At 42.7% G+C, this 16183-nt stretch carries 10 protein-coding genes; 6 read left to right on the top strand and 4 right to left on the bottom strand.

The window, feature by feature from the left end; translation table 11 throughout:
* The first annotated feature begins 25 nt into the window (after positions 1 to 25).
* The gene (locus WH188_RS15945) at positions 26 to 1174 is read left to right on the top strand and encodes a hypothetical protein (RefSeq protein WP_339424330.1); all 1149 of its coding nucleotides are present in this window, start codon (positions 26 to 28) and stop codon (positions 1172 to 1174) included.
* Between the two features lie 283 nt (positions 1175 to 1457).
* Here the strand turns inward: WH188_RS15945 and WH188_RS15940 are convergent, their stop codons facing one another.
* Positions 1458 to 2195, bottom strand: coding sequence for an NADPH-dependent F420 reductase (locus tag WH188_RS15940; RefSeq protein ID WP_339424329.1), 738 nt, complete (start codon positions 2193 to 2195; stop codon positions 1458 to 1460).
* A 329-nt stretch (positions 2196 to 2524) separates the two neighbouring features.
* Between WH188_RS15940 and WH188_RS15935 the strand changes: the two genes are divergently transcribed.
* The 4 genes from WH188_RS15935 (at position 2525) to WH188_RS15920 (ending at position 6208) form a co-directional block, all read left to right on the top strand.
* Positions 2525 to 3667 carry an LLM class flavin-dependent oxidoreductase gene (locus WH188_RS15935; protein WP_168126719.1) on the top strand — a complete coding sequence of 381 codons (1143 nt, stop codon included), beginning with the start codon at positions 2525 to 2527 and terminating at the stop codon, positions 3665 to 3667.
* A gap of 21 nt (positions 3668 to 3688) precedes the next feature.
* The gene (locus tag WH188_RS15930) at positions 3689 to 4714 is read left to right on the top strand and encodes an LLM class flavin-dependent oxidoreductase (RefSeq protein WP_339424328.1); all 1026 of its coding nucleotides are present in this window, start codon (positions 3689 to 3691) and stop codon (positions 4712 to 4714) included.
* Positions 4715 to 4750: 36 nt separating this feature from the next.
* Positions 4751 to 5095, top strand: coding sequence for a winged helix-turn-helix transcriptional regulator (locus WH188_RS15925; RefSeq protein WP_132768595.1), 345 nt, complete (start codon positions 4751 to 4753; stop codon positions 5093 to 5095).
* 102 nt (positions 5096 to 5197) lie between these two features.
* Positions 5198 to 6208: a metallophosphoesterase family protein gene (locus tag WH188_RS15920; protein WP_168126718.1), complete on the top strand. Its 1011-nt coding sequence runs from the start codon at positions 5198 to 5200 to the stop codon at positions 6206 to 6208.
* A 98-nt stretch (positions 6209 to 6306) separates the two neighbouring features.
* Here the strand turns inward: WH188_RS15920 and WH188_RS15915 are convergent, their stop codons facing one another.
* The 3 genes from WH188_RS15915 to WH188_RS15905 form a co-directional block, all read right to left on the bottom strand.
* A complete protein-coding gene (locus WH188_RS15915; RefSeq protein ID WP_339424327.1) occupies positions 6307 to 8196 on the bottom strand; it encodes a family 16 glycosylhydrolase in 1890 nt (629 codons plus the stop codon).
* 177 nt (positions 8197 to 8373) lie between these two features.
* Complete coding sequence (locus tag WH188_RS15910; protein WP_339424326.1) at positions 8374 to 9924, bottom strand: RagB/SusD family nutrient uptake outer membrane protein; 1551 nt, start codon at positions 9922 to 9924, stop codon at positions 8374 to 8376.
* Between the two features lie 26 nt (positions 9925 to 9950).
* Positions 9951 to 13004: a SusC/RagA family TonB-linked outer membrane protein gene (locus WH188_RS15905; protein WP_339424325.1), complete on the bottom strand. Its 3054-nt coding sequence runs from the start codon at positions 13002 to 13004 to the stop codon at positions 9951 to 9953.
* Positions 13005 to 13175: 171 nt separating this feature from the next.
* Between WH188_RS15905 and WH188_RS15900 the strand changes: the two genes are divergently transcribed.
* Entirely contained in the window at positions 13176 to 16070 is a 2895-nt protein-coding gene (locus WH188_RS15900) for a ligand-binding sensor domain-containing protein (RefSeq protein ID WP_339424324.1), read from the top strand.
* Positions 16071 to 16183 lie beyond the last annotated feature (113 nt).

Genomic DNA, 16183 nt, shown 5'->3' with positions numbered 1-16183 from the left:
CGTACATGATCTTGAATCGAACTTTATGAAAAAACTTATCCTACTATTTGCTCTGCTTCCTGTCCTGGTATCTTGTAAAGACCGCGACAAGATAGATCTTTCCCAATTGCACTTGAATGAAAGCATCGAGAGCCTCATTGATTTTGCTGAACCTAAAATAATCGGTGTTGAAACGGTTGAATACCCCTTTTGCTTGATGATTGAAATAAATGATGGTGCAAACTATACTTTTGACGGTCTTGATCTGACGGGCCAAAAGGTATTTTTCCAGATCGATTCGGAATTGCTTAAAACAGACAGCCTGACGAAACAGGGCGGTGGTCATATCGACGTGCGATCTTTCAAAGACAAGAATGAGCTTGCTGAAATTCTTAAAAACTACCAAGCAGCAAATACCATCTACGGTATGCGGATCGAAATGAAAACAGAGGATTTAAAGAAACAGATACTTGCAAAATTGGAAAGCAGGTACGGAAAAGGTACTAAAAATCCAAATACCGATAATGGGCTGTATTGGAATGTCGCGAAAGAGCAAAAATATATTTTCTTTGCGCCAGATTATGACCGATTGATCGTTTTAAACAGTACAGATCTCTCCAAAACTTGTTATTGGGATATCATGAATGGAACGATTGATTTTGGCGGATGTGATCAGGAGGCGTATACGAAGGAACTGCTTAAGAATACCAGTCCTGAAAAGGAAGTGACGGAAAAGCCTGTTGTGAAAATAGACAAGGATTGGAACCTCAATCAGCTGGTTGTGGGCAAAACGACGGAACAGGAGTTCGTATCCTCAGCTACGAATAAAAATTTTGAGCGGACGGTTGTGATCGACGGCAGTACGGCTTCGACCACGGAAGTGTCTTATGACAACAAATACAAAAACTTCTTTTTGTATTTTTCTGCAGCAGGTCAAGGTAATGGTGAGAATCCCAAAAACAATCTTTTAAGTGGCTATAGCCTGCAGGATTTTAAACAGGTGGATATTTCATTTGACAATGGTCTTCGCCCTGGAATCTCTTTTAAGGAAGCTATCAAATTATTCAACAAAAATGACATCATCAATTTCAATGATCTAAAATTTTCGAATTATATAGAAGTCAAAAGAGCGAACGGTAAGGTTACTCTTAACTTTGATGAAGACTATTTGTTTTCAGGTATTTATATAAAATGAGGGATATGATCTGCTTAACAAGAACATGTTGCAGCAATGGAATCAACAAAAAAAGTCTTTTCAGCGATTAGCTGAATAGACTTTTTTGATTTTGGATTAATTGTGTTACGGGTTGTATTGTAGCATTATAACTGTTATGATCTAAAGGTGAAAGTATGTAGTAGATTCTGATCGTAACCCATATTTTCCAATATATATTATCATTCATGTGAGATTATAAGATCTAACGTTACCTGCAATTTATGCATCGTAGGTCAAGTTTACATATGACAACGCTATTTTCTCAAGCGAATAATGCTCGATTGAATTTTACAACCTCTGGATGAGAAGGATAGCTAGACATAGCTGAAAGTTCGGCAATAGCTTTATCCCTCAAAATGGGTGCATCATCTTTCACGCCGTCCGCCAATGCTTGTTTTAGTGCTGTCGCATTCAATTCTGTGCAGTAGGCTGGCGTTCCGGGTTGGTGTCTCCAGGATTCTGAAAGTGGGCCAGCGTCAACGACATCGTATCCCGCTTGATCAACTAATGTCGCAATTACTTTTTTTGCCTCGGCATCATTACCCGCTATAGCCATGGCAATTCTGTCTTCGGCTCCCGCATCTTTTCCGCCACTGATAAGCGTTTCCGCTAATAAATTGTTGAATGCTTTGATTACCGTTCTTCCCAATTGCTCAGATACCCAGATGCTCTCTATTTTTCCATTTTTGATCTCTTCAATATCAGCATCACGGAAGGGATAATAATTGGAGGTATCGACCACAATGACCTCTTCAGGAACGTCTGCAAAAAGATCTTGAGGTAATTTCGGGATTGCTATGGTCGGTATCGCTAAAATGATCACATCAACATCCTTCACCACTTCCTTTTGATCGGCAGCTGTAACACCTAATTCCTGAGCGCGCGCATTCAATTTATCCTTGTCGCTTGTATTGTTAATTTTCACCTGGTGACCAGCCGCAGCCATTTTTTTAGCGATTGTTCCGCCTATTGCACCGGTACCTATTATTCCTATTTTCATCTGCTCCTTATTTTAATATGGATTATCTTGTATTCATGCTATCATTTGCCTTCTCTTCAAAAGCTGTTCGGAATGATCTTTCGCACAGCACAAAGTTATCGCTATTTCACTATCATTTGTATAGGCCTTTCCTGAAGGAAAGCAGACTTTTGGATTTAAACGGCTAGAAGTGCTCTAATTGCCCTTTATAAATTTCACTTTCCTTTAGGTAACTACTATCTTTTGGTTAGTAATTTTGCTGTAATTTTGCAAGGTGTAAAATAGGTGCGATCAATACTTTAGAAAATCTCGAATTGAGATGGCGCCTTTTATATAAATCACCAGATATTATGGGTAATAAAAAGAAATTGAAGCTCGCTGCGATAATTGATGGACCTGGATGGAATCATACTTCTTGGCAACATCCGGATATGCTATCAGACGCAGGCGAAAATATCGACTTTTACGTTCAGCAGGCTAAACTTGCGGAAGATGCCAAATTTGAAAGTTTATTTTTGATTGATGTCAGTCATGTTGGTCCCGGGAATATTCCACATTATCTGAGTATGTTCGAGGGAGTTTCTATTATGTCTGCCTTAGCGATGAAAACCGAACGAATAGGACTCTCTATAACAGCTTCAAGTTCTTATACAGATCCCTATAATATTGCGCGTCAGGTCTTGTCATTGGATAAAATAAGCCGCGGAAGAGTGTCACTGAATGCCATTACTTCCAATCCGGGAGGGATGGTAAATTTCAGTCGGGGTCATTTGTCGAAAGCAGATCAGTATCCCATGCATATCGAGTTTTTAGAAATTATAAGGAACTTGTGGGACACCTATGAGGACGATGCATTTGTAAGAGATAAAGAAAATGGAATCTTTTTGAATCCACACAAAATGCATTTAACAAACTACAGGGGAAAATATTTTTCTGTTGAAGGTCCTTTGAATATAAGCCGTTCTGTTCAGGGAAGACCTGTTCTATACACCGCAGGTAGCTCGCCAACATTCGTTGATATTGCGACTACTTACACAGATGGTGCTTTTATAGGAGGCTTTTCCATGGAAGAGACAAGACATACCGCTATGGCGTTGAGAAGAAAGTTGGATGAGAAACAAAGAAACCAGGACAACTTTATCATCGCCACTTCGCAAAACCCGATTGTGGGAAGAACGGATGCTGAAGCGCATCAGAAATATATGGAGCTGGCTGTACTAAATCGGTATCAGCGAATTGCTCCACCGCTGTTTTTAGGGTCTGCCGAAAGTGTAGCTGATGAAATTCAAGAATGGCACGAACAGGGAATAATGGATATGCTGATCATTAAACAGGATCATCCCTACGGTCTCCGAGATTTTATCGAACTGGTCGTTCCTATTTTACAAGAACGCGGAATTTTCCATACGGAGTACGAAGAAACAACGCTACGCGGAAATCTCGAACTTCCAAAACCAGCATTCAGAAATTTTCAAAAGCATCAAGGGATTTAATTAAATCAAAAATACAAAAACATGAAAAAACATATCGCTCATTCCATTTTAGAACTCGCCATCGTTTCAGAAGGCAGTACATTTGGAGAGACATTACAGCATTCGCTGGAACTGGCTAAAGTAGCAGAAGCAAATCATTATAAACGTTACTGGTTTGCTGAACATCATAATTCTGCTTCGGTAGGCAGTAGTGCCACTTCGCTGCTCATACTTTATGTAGCCGAAAACACCAGTAAAATAAGAGTAGGATCGGGTGGTATTATGTTACCCAATCACTCGCCTTTGATTATTGCAGAGCAATTTGGAACATTGGCGCATCTTTATCCAAACCGGATTGATTTAGGTCTGGGAAGAGCTCCGGGTACAGATACGCTGACGGCTCAGGAGATCCGATCTGACTTTATGAAAGCTGCGCACTCTTTTCCTGCGGAAATTGAGAAAATTGAACATTATTTTTCAAAATCCAACAGTACGGGTAAAGTCAGAGCACCGATCGCAGAAGGAGCTGATGTGCCGATTTACATTTTGGGATCAAGTACCGATAGTGCGCATCTCGCGGCTCGGAAAGGATTGCCTTATGCATTTGCGAGCCATTTTGCCACCGATCATTTAATGTCGGCATTAAAAATCTACCGGGAAGAGTTTCAGCCTTCTGAAGTAATGGAGAAACCTTATGCGATTGCAGGTGTTAATGTGATTATTGCTGAAACGGATGAAGAAGCACAAAAATTGTTTACATCAGTGGTCCGAATGTTTTTGGGTATCTTGACCGGGAATTCTCAACCGCTGCATCCACCAACAGAAATGACGGAGGATTTGCAGGATATTTTCCATCATCCAAGTGTACATCAGATGCTGAAGTACTCATTTGTGGGCACTAAGGAAAGGGTGAAAGAACAGACCAAGGCGTTTCTTGAGCAAACACAAGTGGATGAACTGATCGTCGTATCGACAATCTATGATTTCAAGGATCGAATCAAGTCGACCGAATTGTTTGCTGAAGTTATGAGCGAAATCAATGCGGATGATAGCGTCGGTTCAAATTAACGTGGTCCTTATTTCATTATATTTAAAACTAAAACAATGGCACAAAAAAAAGTTCACTGTGACTGTCTAGAAACCATAAGACCGGTGCGCGACACGTTGGATGTTATCAATGGTAAATGGAAAATACCTATTATTATATCCATTGGTGTCGGTAATGATCGTTTCACGGATATCCAGGAGAGTATTCCCGGGATCTCGCCCAAAGTTTTGGCAAAAGAACTGAAAGATCTGGAGCAGCATAAGCTGGTCAGGAGAATTGTTATCGAAGAATATCCGGTAAAGATCTCCTACCAGTTGGAGGAATATGCCGATACGCTGACTCCAGTTATTTATGCACTGAAGGATTGGGGTATTAATCATAAGAAAAAGGTGCTGGAGTAATATTTTCTGAAGTCAAAAATGCTGCTGGCTATGATGTCCGTTTTTAACTGGATTATAAAATTATAGTTTTACATTTGAAACTTGTACTTCAAACCTTACCATATGAAATCTAATTTATTGGCTTTGCTTTGTTTCTTTGCGCTGATCATCGTTATTGATCCTGTATTTTCTCAGATTTCTGACAAGGATATCATCAAGGAACAGCAAAATAAAAGTCTGAAGATCTTAGTTATATCGGATTTAAATGATAGTTATGGATCTACGACTTACAGTCAGGAAGTGTTGGATCTAGTGGGAAGTGTTTCAACATTAAAGCCAGATCTTATTTTGTGCGGTGGCGATATGGTTGCAGGACAAAAGAAGACTTTAACGAAAGATGCTATTCTGGCTATGTGGAAGGGATTTGATCAGGCTGTACTGCAACCTATAAAGGCTTCTGGAGTACCATTTGGATTTACCATGGGCAATCATGATGCCTCTCCTAATTTTGTGCTGGACCGTGAAGTTTCGGCATCATTTTGGGCGAGTCATAAAGCTGATGTCAATCTTACTTTCATCGAAAGCAGTCATTTTCCGTATTACTTTTCTTATATAAAAAATAATGTGTTCATGATCTCCTGGGATGCTTCATCATCTCAAATCCCAGCTGAAGTGAAAAGCTGGATGAAGGAGCAGCTGGATAGCCCTGTGGCTAAAGAGGCGAGATTTAAAATCGTATTAGGTCACCTGCCTTTATATGCACTCGTTGAAAGTAAAAATAAACCAGGAGAAGTTCTGGAGCATGCGGATGAGACCTTGCAGTTTTTGAAAGAATATCAGGTAGACCTGTATTTATCGGGTCATCAACATGTGTATTACCCTGCTAAAAAGGAATCGGTGATTTTATATCATAGCGGTTGTCTGGGTGGAGGGCCTCGTTCTTTATTGGGGCATCATGAGGCTCCATATAAGTCCTATGGCTTTATTGAAATCCCGAAAAACATCAAAAATAAGGGTTCGGTAAAAGTAAGCGCGATAAGAGCGGATGATAAGCATGAAGTTAAACTGGAAGATTTACCTGCTCAAGTTTCGGGATTTAACGGGAGCTTAAACAGAATCGACCTCTCGAAGTAGTATAACAAAAAGACCTTTTCAGCCCATAGCTGAAAAGGTCTTTTAAATTATTGTGTTAGCTGTTATGTGCTCTATTATAGCTGTATAATAAATATGATCTAAGGTAATAGTTCATATACACGGACGTAATCGACTTCAAAAACATTCGGGAATATCTTGTCGTCAACTCCATGTTTACCTCCCCAATTTCCGCCGATGGCTAAATTGAGTATCCAGTGAAATTTTTGATCAAAGGGCCATTCGGCAAAGGTTTTATGTTCATTTTCAACGGAAAAAATCTCCTGATCATCGATAAATCCTTTGATATATTCGGGCGTCCAATCCATACGGTAAAGGTGAAAATCATCGGAAACACCTGCTACTTTTGTTGTTGCTGTTTTTTGGGTGTTGATATTATGGTTGTAGGCTTTGGTATGGGTTGAGATATGGAGCACATCCTGATCGTAACCCACGTGTTCCAAGATATCGATCTCACCCGAGTTAGGCCAATTGCCATATTTAGATGCTGTTGGTAGCATCCAGATCGCAGGCCAATTGCCTCGTCCCCGCGGTAATTTGGCACGAGCTTCAAAGCGGCCGTACAGGAAATCACCTTTATCTTTGCTCACTAATCGGGCAGAAGTGTAAGGTTTACCGCCTTTGCTTTCTTTTAAAGCTTTGATTTTTAAGACCCCTTTACCGACAACCGAGTTTTTTAGCGAAGATGCAACATAATACTGATCCTCATTATTGCCCCAGCCGTTATATTTTGAACCTACATCATACGACCATTTGGTGGTGTCGGGTAAGCCCTCATAATTAAATTCGTCAGCCCAGACAGGTTCAGTCGAAAAGCGGTAGGCATTTTTCTGGGTTGATGAAGCACTGGTATCTAACTTTTTAGCCGTTACATAGAAGGGGATATTGGCAGTAGCCACATTGTTATGACCATCGGAAACATAGACAAATAATCGGTATGCGCCTTCTTCCGCAGGAGCTGTAAGCTGTGTGTGCTGCTGAGCTTCATCTGCCACACGTCCTGGGATAGCCTTTGGTCTTTCTTCACGGTCGCCACCTTCTTTCAGGTCGGTACTTTCGTGCAGGAGCTCCCAGCGTGTCGTTAACTTGTCGCCATCCGGATCGTTTACAGACACAGCAACGGGATAAGTTTTCCCCGGTTCGACATAAACAAAGTCAGCTGCTTTTTTTCCATCTAACAGGAGGGACGATACATGTGGAGAACGGTTTTCAGGCCATTTTTTTGACCAGAGGTATTGCATCACATCGACCACTTCGTTTTCTTCACCAGCTTCGGTGAACAGTCCGTACCAGGTCGGGGTGCGCTCTTGTTTCTGTCCCCATAAGAAAACATAAGACCCTAAGCAGTTTTTGTCTGTGCCGATAGAGGCTTCATAACGGCTTTTATAAACCGCCGCTTTTTCACTGCTGTTCTCCTCTATGGAAGCAGACCAAGGGGTCTGTGTCACCTCCCAGTGCCCTGTAGGACCCCATTCGGTCACCATATAAGGTTTAGTCCAGCCGACACTTTTAATCTGTTGCGGTACGGACGCGAGTCCTCCATATACCTGAACAGCGATCAGATCGATAGCCGGGCATTTCTCCTGAATATAATCAAATTCCTTTTGGTTGATGCCTGCCAACATGGTTGTCACCAAGTGATTAGGGTCTAGTTCATGAATCATTACTGCAATCGCATTGACCGCATCCCATACCTTGGGGTTGCTGTAATGGAGGTTCAGCTCATTGCCGATTCCCCAGGCTAAAAGCGCAGGATGATTGCGGTACTGCAGTACGGTCTTACGGATGCCCTCCAATTGTTGTGCTACCTGTTCGGGGTTGCTGTAGTCAAATCCATGTCTTTCGGCCCGTACGTCCAGTCCTAAGGTCACGGTAAGTCCCAAGCGATGGGCATCGTCCAATATTTTTCCCGCATTTTGTGGACTCCAAGTGCGTATGGAGTTACCTCCATACGCTTTTAGACGATCCATATAATTGGTTCCACCAGCGCCTTTGATAAAATACGGCTGCCCGTCACGCTTGATGGTATAACCACCGTTTTCTTTAGCGATGACGGTTTTGACGGGTTTGTTATCTTGCGATACCGCCAGCTGTACGTTGAAAAGGAGCAGGGAACATAAAATTCCTGTTTTTATATGCATCATGATTTATCTGAAGTTAGGGTTAGCATCGATCTGCGTTTGCGGTATAGGCAATGATTCACTCACACCAGGAATAAATTTAGCCCCAAATACTTCTTTTGCTTTACCGGTACGTACCAGGTCATTGAAACGCTCACCCCACCATTCACAGGCAAATTCTGCTCTGCGCTCGTCTAAAATCTGGTTTAGCGTCACATTGGCAATAGCACCCAGTTTAGCTCTTTCGCGTACCAATCGGAACGGTTCGTCGCCATTTTGTCCTTTCCGTACTTTTGCTTCCGCATTTAGAAGCAATACATCTGCATAACGTAAGATACGAACATTATTGTTGGCGCCATATTCCATACGTCCTTCGGTCATCTGTGCTTTTGGAAGATAAGCTTTTCCGTTGAAATATTTAATACCAAATGGATTGCCATAGACCACATCACCGCTCGGGGTGGTAACCGAAGTAGCAGGATTACCGTCGATGCCACAGTACTGAATTGTGTTTTTCAAGCGTTCAACATCGCCACGGTTCGTTAGGAAATCGACAATATTTTGAGATGGGGGTACCCAGCCGGCTCCTGAAATAGGACTTCCTTTTTGATCACCGGACGGTCCCTGCCACTTAAAGAATGTTCCCCAGTCTACTCCGGGACGTACAATATCGCCTGTACCTACGCCAAAATCAGAATATTGCAGTTCAAATAAGGATTCATTGGCCAGTTTTCCGGGAAGCTTAAAGAGCTCATACAGGTTTGGATATAAGGAGAATTTATTGCTCGCAATGATCTTATTGGTCGCATCCAAGACTTCTTCCCAATGCGGACTGCTATTATCATTACCGGCAAGATCTGCTGCTGCTTTGGCTTTGAGGAGCAGTGCCGTATACTTGGTCACGGCACCGATATGGATGGACTGATTCGGACGTGCATCTTCCAGTGCTTCGATGCATTCATTCATTTCGGCAATGATAAATTGTCTTACTTGGGCCGCAGTACTCTTTTCAATGGTCGCCAGGCGTCCAATATTTTCACTGTCGATCAAAATAGGGACATTTCCGAACAGGCGGGAGGCCATCAGATGTGCGTATGCGCGCAGAAAACGCACCTCAGCTTTGTATTGCTTATTGAGGTTGAGGTCTTTGCTGTTGCCGGCCGGTATTTTTGCCGCGAAATTATCCAGTTCGATCAGGGCATTGTTGGCCGCGATGACCAGGCTGTAATAACTGATCCACGATTGGTTCAGTCCCCAGTATGATTGCACGGTTACATCATTCTGGAAGTTTTTGATAGCCATGAGTTCCGGATTATCATTGGGGCTGGGAGCAGCCTGCAGGTAATCATCATCGCGCATGCAGCGGATGGATAGATCGATCCAATGGACCAGGTTGTCATCGGCTGCTGACCGGTAGACACCAGAAACGGGGCTGTACATCAGCGCAGGGTTGCTGTAATCAATTTCTTCCGAACGCTGCTGGTTTTCAAGAGGCTTGTCCAAAAACTTTTTACAGCTCATCATGGATAACGGTACTGATATACAGCTTGCTATGAGGATATATTTAAAGGTATTCATAAGATTAAAAAGTAAGGTTAAAAATATTAAAAGGAAACTTTGACTCCTAGGCTGTACGTCGATGCAATTGGATACACATTGGCATCAAATCCCATTTCCCCGATTTCCGGTGTAAAACCATTGTATTTGGTAAACATAAAAGGTCGATCTGCCGTAACGAATATGCGGGTTGGCATTTTCGGGAAGTCAAAACTATAACCTAACTGAATATTTTGTACGCGGAGGTAAGCGCCACTTTCGACAAAGAACGAACTAGCCTGTAGGTTCCAGGAAGCCACCGAACCTGCTGCCGATGGATGGGTGTTGCTTGTTCCTTCACCTGTCCATAGTTTATCAACAAAGGCCGCATCCACATTCATCTGATTGTATTTTCTGCGCATAGCCCGGTTGAGGTTATGGATTTTATTGCCACTCACCCCTTGAAAGGCGACGCTTAGGTCAAACTTTTTGTAATCGAATGCCAAATTGAAACCATAGGTGATCTTTGGCAGGTAGTTTCCGAGATTGATACGGTCGTTTTCATCCAGTTCGCCATTATTATTCTGATCCTTATACTGAAGATACCCCGGTAAAATAGGAGCGTTTGGATTTTGCTGATTGTATGCCTTTGCGATCGGATCGGCATCGATCTGCGCCTGATTTTGGTACACGCCAGCGACTTCATAACCATAGTAAAAGTTGATCGGTTCGTTGATCTGGATTCTGGCCGGAAATTCTGCCGACCATTCCGGAAAGCCGTTCATGATATTCTCAAGTCCGCCCAGATTTTTAACGGTATTTTTCAATGTGGTTACATTTCCGCCAATAGAATAGCCCAATGCACCGACTTTATCTTTCCATTGAAGGGAAAGCTCCCATCCGCTGTTGGCGACACTGCCCCAGTTTCCATATACACGGTCCCACGAAAACGGAATAGGTCTGCTGAAGGCAAGATCATGGGTTGTTCTGTGGTAATAGTCTAATGTACCGCTCAGACGGTTGTTCAACAAGGCAAAATCGATACCGCCATCCCATTCTTCCACCACTTCCCAACGGACCTGTGAAAAGAACCTGCCAACACGGTATCCCGGAATACGGGTTCCGTTAGTACTGCCCTCACTACCAAAGATGCCTGAGAAATTGTTTCCGGAATACACGGTTGCATAGCCTGCATTGGGCTGGATACCGTCATTGCCCAGTTTACCCCAGCTTCCACGGAGTTTCAGTTGATTGAAAAGCTTTTGGTTTTCCATAAACTTCTCTCTGGTCAGCACCCATCCTAAACCCACAGATGGGAAATAGCCCCACTTGGTCTGGTATTTGGAACTTCCGTCCGCACGGAAGGTAGCGGTCAATAAGTATTTGTTGTCATAATCGTACGTTCCTCTGGTAAAATAAGATATTCCTGCGTTTCGAGAACCCCTTTCACCATATCCCGTGGCCGATCCGATTCCCTGAGCACCAACACCTACATACCAGAATTCTTCCGATTCAGGTACATCATTGGCCTGTACCCAGGTTTCACGCCAGCGGTCTTCACGTGTTGACTGTCCCAGGAGGACCGACCAGTGGTGTTTGCCAGCTTCATCTTTATACGTCAGTAAATTATCTAAGATGTAGTTGTTGTTACGGGCCTGTGCCGAACGTAGGAAAGAGCGGTCATTTCGCTGGTCGTTATCGATGTAATAGATTGGGTTATAGCCGATGTTATGCGTTGATTGATAGCGCTGGCTAAGCTGTGATTTGAATGTAATTTTATCTTTCCATAGTTCTGCCTCTACATAGAAACTAGGCAGGATCTGAAATCCTTTAGTCTGATTGTTTCTGTAGAAGGCTGTAGCGATCGGATTGTTGTACCAAAATCCTGACTGCATACCGATGGCGGTACTGGAACCGAATTTTTCAGGTTTCGAAAGTTCGATGGACGGATCGTAAACAGGGTATAAAGGCGATGCAAAGTAGGCCTGACGGAAAGCGGCATTATCGGGATGATAGGATTTAAAATTATTTAAATGTGCCATAAACCCAACTTTCAGCCAATCTGTAACCTTAGCATCGGCCTGCATGCGCATATTAAACTTCTGGTTGTTGTTTTTAGCATCCATGATGCCTTCTTGTTTGACGTAGTTGAGACCAAAGGCATAGGTAATTTTTTCACTGCCGCCCATGATATCCACATTATGGTTCATAATGAGTGCTTTTGAACGCAATAGTTCATCGAACCAATCGGTATCCATGGCCGGATTAGTCTCAGTACCACCATATTTTTCAACTGATTTTTTGACAAAGGCACCATTTCCGGTCGCATTGGCATAGTTGGCATACTGTTGTGCATTGGCCATTTTTAAGACATTGGTCGGGGTCTGAAAGCCTGCAAATCCATTGTACGTGACGCGCGATTTCATATTAAGACTTCCTTTTTTGGTTGTCACGAGGATAACCCCATTTGCGGCACGGACACCATAGATGGCAGCACCGGATGCATCTTTTAAGATGGAGATATCGGCAATGTCATTGGGGTTTAGGAAATCAATGTTATCCATAAACATCCCATCGACAACATACAGCGGGCTTTCATTGTTGAATGAACCTACACCGCGGACGCGCACGGAGGGTGTTGATCCCGGAGCTCCCGAGCTGACAACCTGTACACCTGCAACGGCACCCTGAAGGGCATCCATCGAATTTGAAACCGTACGTTTGGCCATATCCTGCATATTAACTGTCGCAATAGGTGCTGTTAAATCCCCTTTGCGCTGTGTACCGTAACCGACTACCACGACTTCATCCAGATTAAAATCGGCTTTAGCCTTTAATTGGATGTTGACGGCATTGCCGGTGATGGCGACTGTTTTGGTTTCATAGCCCAAAGAAGAGACCGTCAAATAACTGGTGTTTTGAGGAAGAGATAGGGAAAAATCTCCCTGCTCGTTGCTACTTGTTCCAATTTTGGAACCTCCGGATAAGGTAATACTTGCCACTAGCGGAATCCCCAGTTCATTTGTGACTTTACCTGTGATCGTTCTGTTCTGTGCACTTACCGTATGGGTAAGACAAGACAGAAGAGCAACACTTGCCATGATGCTAACATTATTTTTCATGCTTGATGAATTAAAAAATTTAGGAATGTTTATAATTAGCCCAAAATTAGATTTAGATGGGCATAAGTTAAATTTAAACACTACTTCATTACTACTTCATGTTGCTTTAATGCGGTTAAAATCGCTATATTTGGGGTACGTCAATTGTACGTCAACCCTTATAAACAGTATATGAAGTATCTCGCATTCCTTTATTTTTTCGTTTTTTTTATAGCACCGATTTCTTTGTGCGGACAGAATTTATTGGGATTACCCTTAGTCAATAACTACAATAAAACCGTATATGGTGGCGGAAGCCGGACCTGGGATATTAAGCAGGATAGCAGGGGCATCCTATATTTTGGTAACAGTGAAGGGCTGATTACTTTTGATGGCCGGTACTGGAAATCTTATGCATTACCCAACCATACCATTATCCGTTCGCTATGGATTGACAGCCATGATCGGATCTATGTAGGCGGTCAGGGGGATTTTGGTTACTTCGAACCTGCTGAGCAGGGTGGTCTGACGTATACATCACTGAAAGCACTGATTCCGGAGGAGTACCGCAATTTTGCTGACATCTGGAATACGCTGTCTTTTGGGCAATCTGTTTTTTTTAGGGCGACCAATGTGATTTTTGAACTCAAAGGGCAAAAAATAACGGTACATCCCGCCGCCGCGGAATGGTATTTTATGGGTAAGGTGGGTGAATCGCTTTTTGCGCAAGATAAAAAAAATGGCTTATTGGTCTACCGCAATAACCACTGGTCACCCGTGCTGGCAACGTTGCCTTATCGCGAAATGAAAATCGCATCGATGCTTCCTTTGGGTAAAGACCGGATCGTCTTATCCACTTTAAATAACCAGAACTACTTGTTGAAAGACAGGGTGTTATTGCAGTTGAATAAGGAGCGGTGGGATGATAGTTATACACCATCTGCCGCGCGTATCGATGACTCCACCTTTGTTGTCGGCAATGCAAAAGAGGGTTGTCATATCCGTGATCGCGATGGGAAAACGATTCAACGCATCGGTATTCGGGAAGGTTTGGTGAACAAGAATATTTCAGCGGTATTTGTAGACCAGCAAAAAAATATCTGGGTGGCCAGTGACAATGGGATTTCGGTGATTTCGTACGGATCTGCGGTACGGTATCTGCGTCCCAATCTTGAAAATGAGGTGACTGGGCTATCGTCGCTGATCTTTGATCATAAGCTTTATTTATCTTCATCCAACGGGGTTTATGTGGCACCTATCAGCAAAGGACTGAAAGATCAGAGCCGTTCATTGAGTTCTTTTTCACTTTTTCCGAAAAGTGATGGTGGCGAGGCCTGGTTGCTGGAGGAACTGAACGGACGCTTATTACTGGGGCACAATAAAGGATTGTTTCAGATTCAGGATCAAGCTTTACTGCCGCTGTCCAATCGCACAGGTACCTGGAATGTATTGCCGTTAAGTTCCGTTTATCCGGTAGAACAGGCTCTGGTGGGTACTTATCAGGGTTTAGAGCTGTTGAATTATCAAAACGGTATTTTTCAGTCCGGCGGTCAGTTGCGCGGGTTTGTGGATTCTTATCGCTTTTTAGAATTAGATGATAAAAATACAATTTGGGCCTCACATCCTTATCGCGGCATTTACCGCATGCGACTGGAGGCAGACCGCCATGCTTACGATGCTGTTCTCTTAACGAAGAAGAATGGTTTACCGTCAGACTATCAGAATTTTGTGTTCAAGATTAAGGATCAGATCGTTTTTGCCACAGAAAAGGGACTGTACACCTACGATTATATCAAAAATGCGTTTGTCAAGTCTGCTGATTATAAGGAATTTGATGGTCTGACGATCCGCTATTTAAAGGAAGATAAAGAGGGCAATATCTGGTACTGTACAGATAAATACGTCGGGGTCGCACAATTTGACGCAAAAAATAAGAGCTATCAGCTTATCAAATTTCCAGAAATTGAAGGCATGAATACTTCGGGATTTGATCATATCAATACCTATGATAAAAATAACATCTATATCGGTGCTGAAAAAGGGATCATCCATATCAACTATGAAAAGTATATTCAGGAAGCGCGGAAACCACTTGTCCTATTGTCGCAGGTAACGGCAAAATCAGCGCAGGACAGTATTCTATTTGCCGGGTATTTCACCAAAAATGCAACCGGTACTTACGAACAGCTCCGTGCGGACCAGTTGGAGCTGGCCTCCAAATTCAATTCATTTCAGTTTGCTTTCTCTTCACCAAGTTTTGGTATCCATGAGCATATGGAGTTCAGCTATCAACTGGTCGGTTATGATGAGGATTGGTCCACATGGGCGAATATCGCTGAAAAATCATATACCAATCTGCCAAGTGGAAAGTATCGTTTTCAGGTTCGGGTGAGAAACAATTTAAATCAGATCTCCGAGACCGTTAGCTATGATTTTACGATTTTACCACCCTGGTATCTGAGTATCTGGGCAAAGCTTGTCTATATTCTATTGGGAGCAATGGGCATCTATCTGTTTTTTAAGGTGCAAAAGCAGGTCTGGAAAAAGCAACAGCTCCAATATGAGAAGAAAATGGCACAGCTCCGCTACATCCATCAGCTGGAAATCGAAAAGAGCGAAAAGGAAATTGTCAAGCTCAATAATGAAAAGCTGGAACAGGAAGTACTGGTGAAGACGAAAGAGCTGGCCAGTGCGAGTATGCAGCTTTTGGAAAATTCGGGAACGCTTGTTAAAGTCCGTGATGAACTGGCAAAAATAGAAGGGAGTGAGGAAGAGGCTTCGGAATTAAAGCGGATCAACAATTTACTGAAAGATGTGGAGAAAAATAGTGCCAACTGGGATCAGTTTGCGCTGCATTTTGATGAACTAAATGATGGCTTTTTGAATAAGCTGAAATCCAATCACGAGGGGTTATCACGGAATGATCTTAAAGTCTGTGCTTATCTGAAATTGAATTTCACCACCAAGCAGATCGCGCAGTTGCAGAATATTACGGTCAGAGGAGTTGAAATACACCGGTACCGTTTACGTAAAAAACTACCAGTAGGAAAAGATCGGTCTTTAAGTGATTTTTTGAATGAAATCTAAAGGCATTTAAGCCTGGTTTTCTTCTTTTAGGTAAAAGAAAAGGGAATGATCTGTGGCTTGTGACGCAGTCTGTTGCTAGCTATATATTTAAAAAGCACCTGAACGGATCCGTT

The organism is Sphingobacterium sp. MYb388, assembly GCF_037479535.1.
GTDB lineage: Bacteria > Bacteroidota > Bacteroidia > Sphingobacteriales > Sphingobacteriaceae > Sphingobacterium > Sphingobacterium anhuiense.
Note: the sequence above shows the minus strand (reverse complement) of the source record. Positions and strands in the feature narration are given on the sequence as shown.

Coding starts and splice junctions, on each gene's coding strand:
- WH188_RS15945 (WP_339424330.1), top strand. CDS start 26: ATGAAAAAACTTATCCTACTATTTGCTCTGCTTCCTGTCCTGGTATCT.
- WH188_RS15940 (WP_339424329.1), bottom strand. CDS start 2,195: ATGAAAATAGGAATAATAGGTACCGGTGCAATAGGCGGAACAATCGCT.
- WH188_RS15935 (WP_168126719.1), top strand. CDS start 2,525: ATGGGTAATAAAAAGAAATTGAAGCTCGCTGCGATAATTGATGGACCT.
- WH188_RS15930 (WP_339424328.1), top strand. CDS start 3,689: ATGAAAAAACATATCGCTCATTCCATTTTAGAACTCGCCATCGTTTCA.
- WH188_RS15925 (WP_132768595.1), top strand. CDS start 4,751: ATGGCACAAAAAAAAGTTCACTGTGACTGTCTAGAAACCATAAGACCG.
- WH188_RS15920 (WP_168126718.1), top strand. CDS start 5,198: ATGAAATCTAATTTATTGGCTTTGCTTTGTTTCTTTGCGCTGATCATC.
- WH188_RS15915 (WP_339424327.1), bottom strand. CDS start 8,196: ATGGATCGTCTAAAAGCGTATGGAGGTAACTCCATACGCACTTGGAGT.
- WH188_RS15910 (WP_339424326.1), bottom strand. CDS start 9,924: ATGAATACCTTTAAATATATCCTCATAGCAAGCTGTATATCAGTACCG.
- WH188_RS15905 (WP_339424325.1), bottom strand. CDS start 13,004: ATGAAAAATAATGTTAGCATCATGGCAAGTGTTGCTCTTCTGTCTTGT.
- WH188_RS15900 (WP_339424324.1), top strand. CDS start 13,176: ATGAAGTATCTCGCATTCCTTTATTTTTTCGTTTTTTTTATAGCACCG.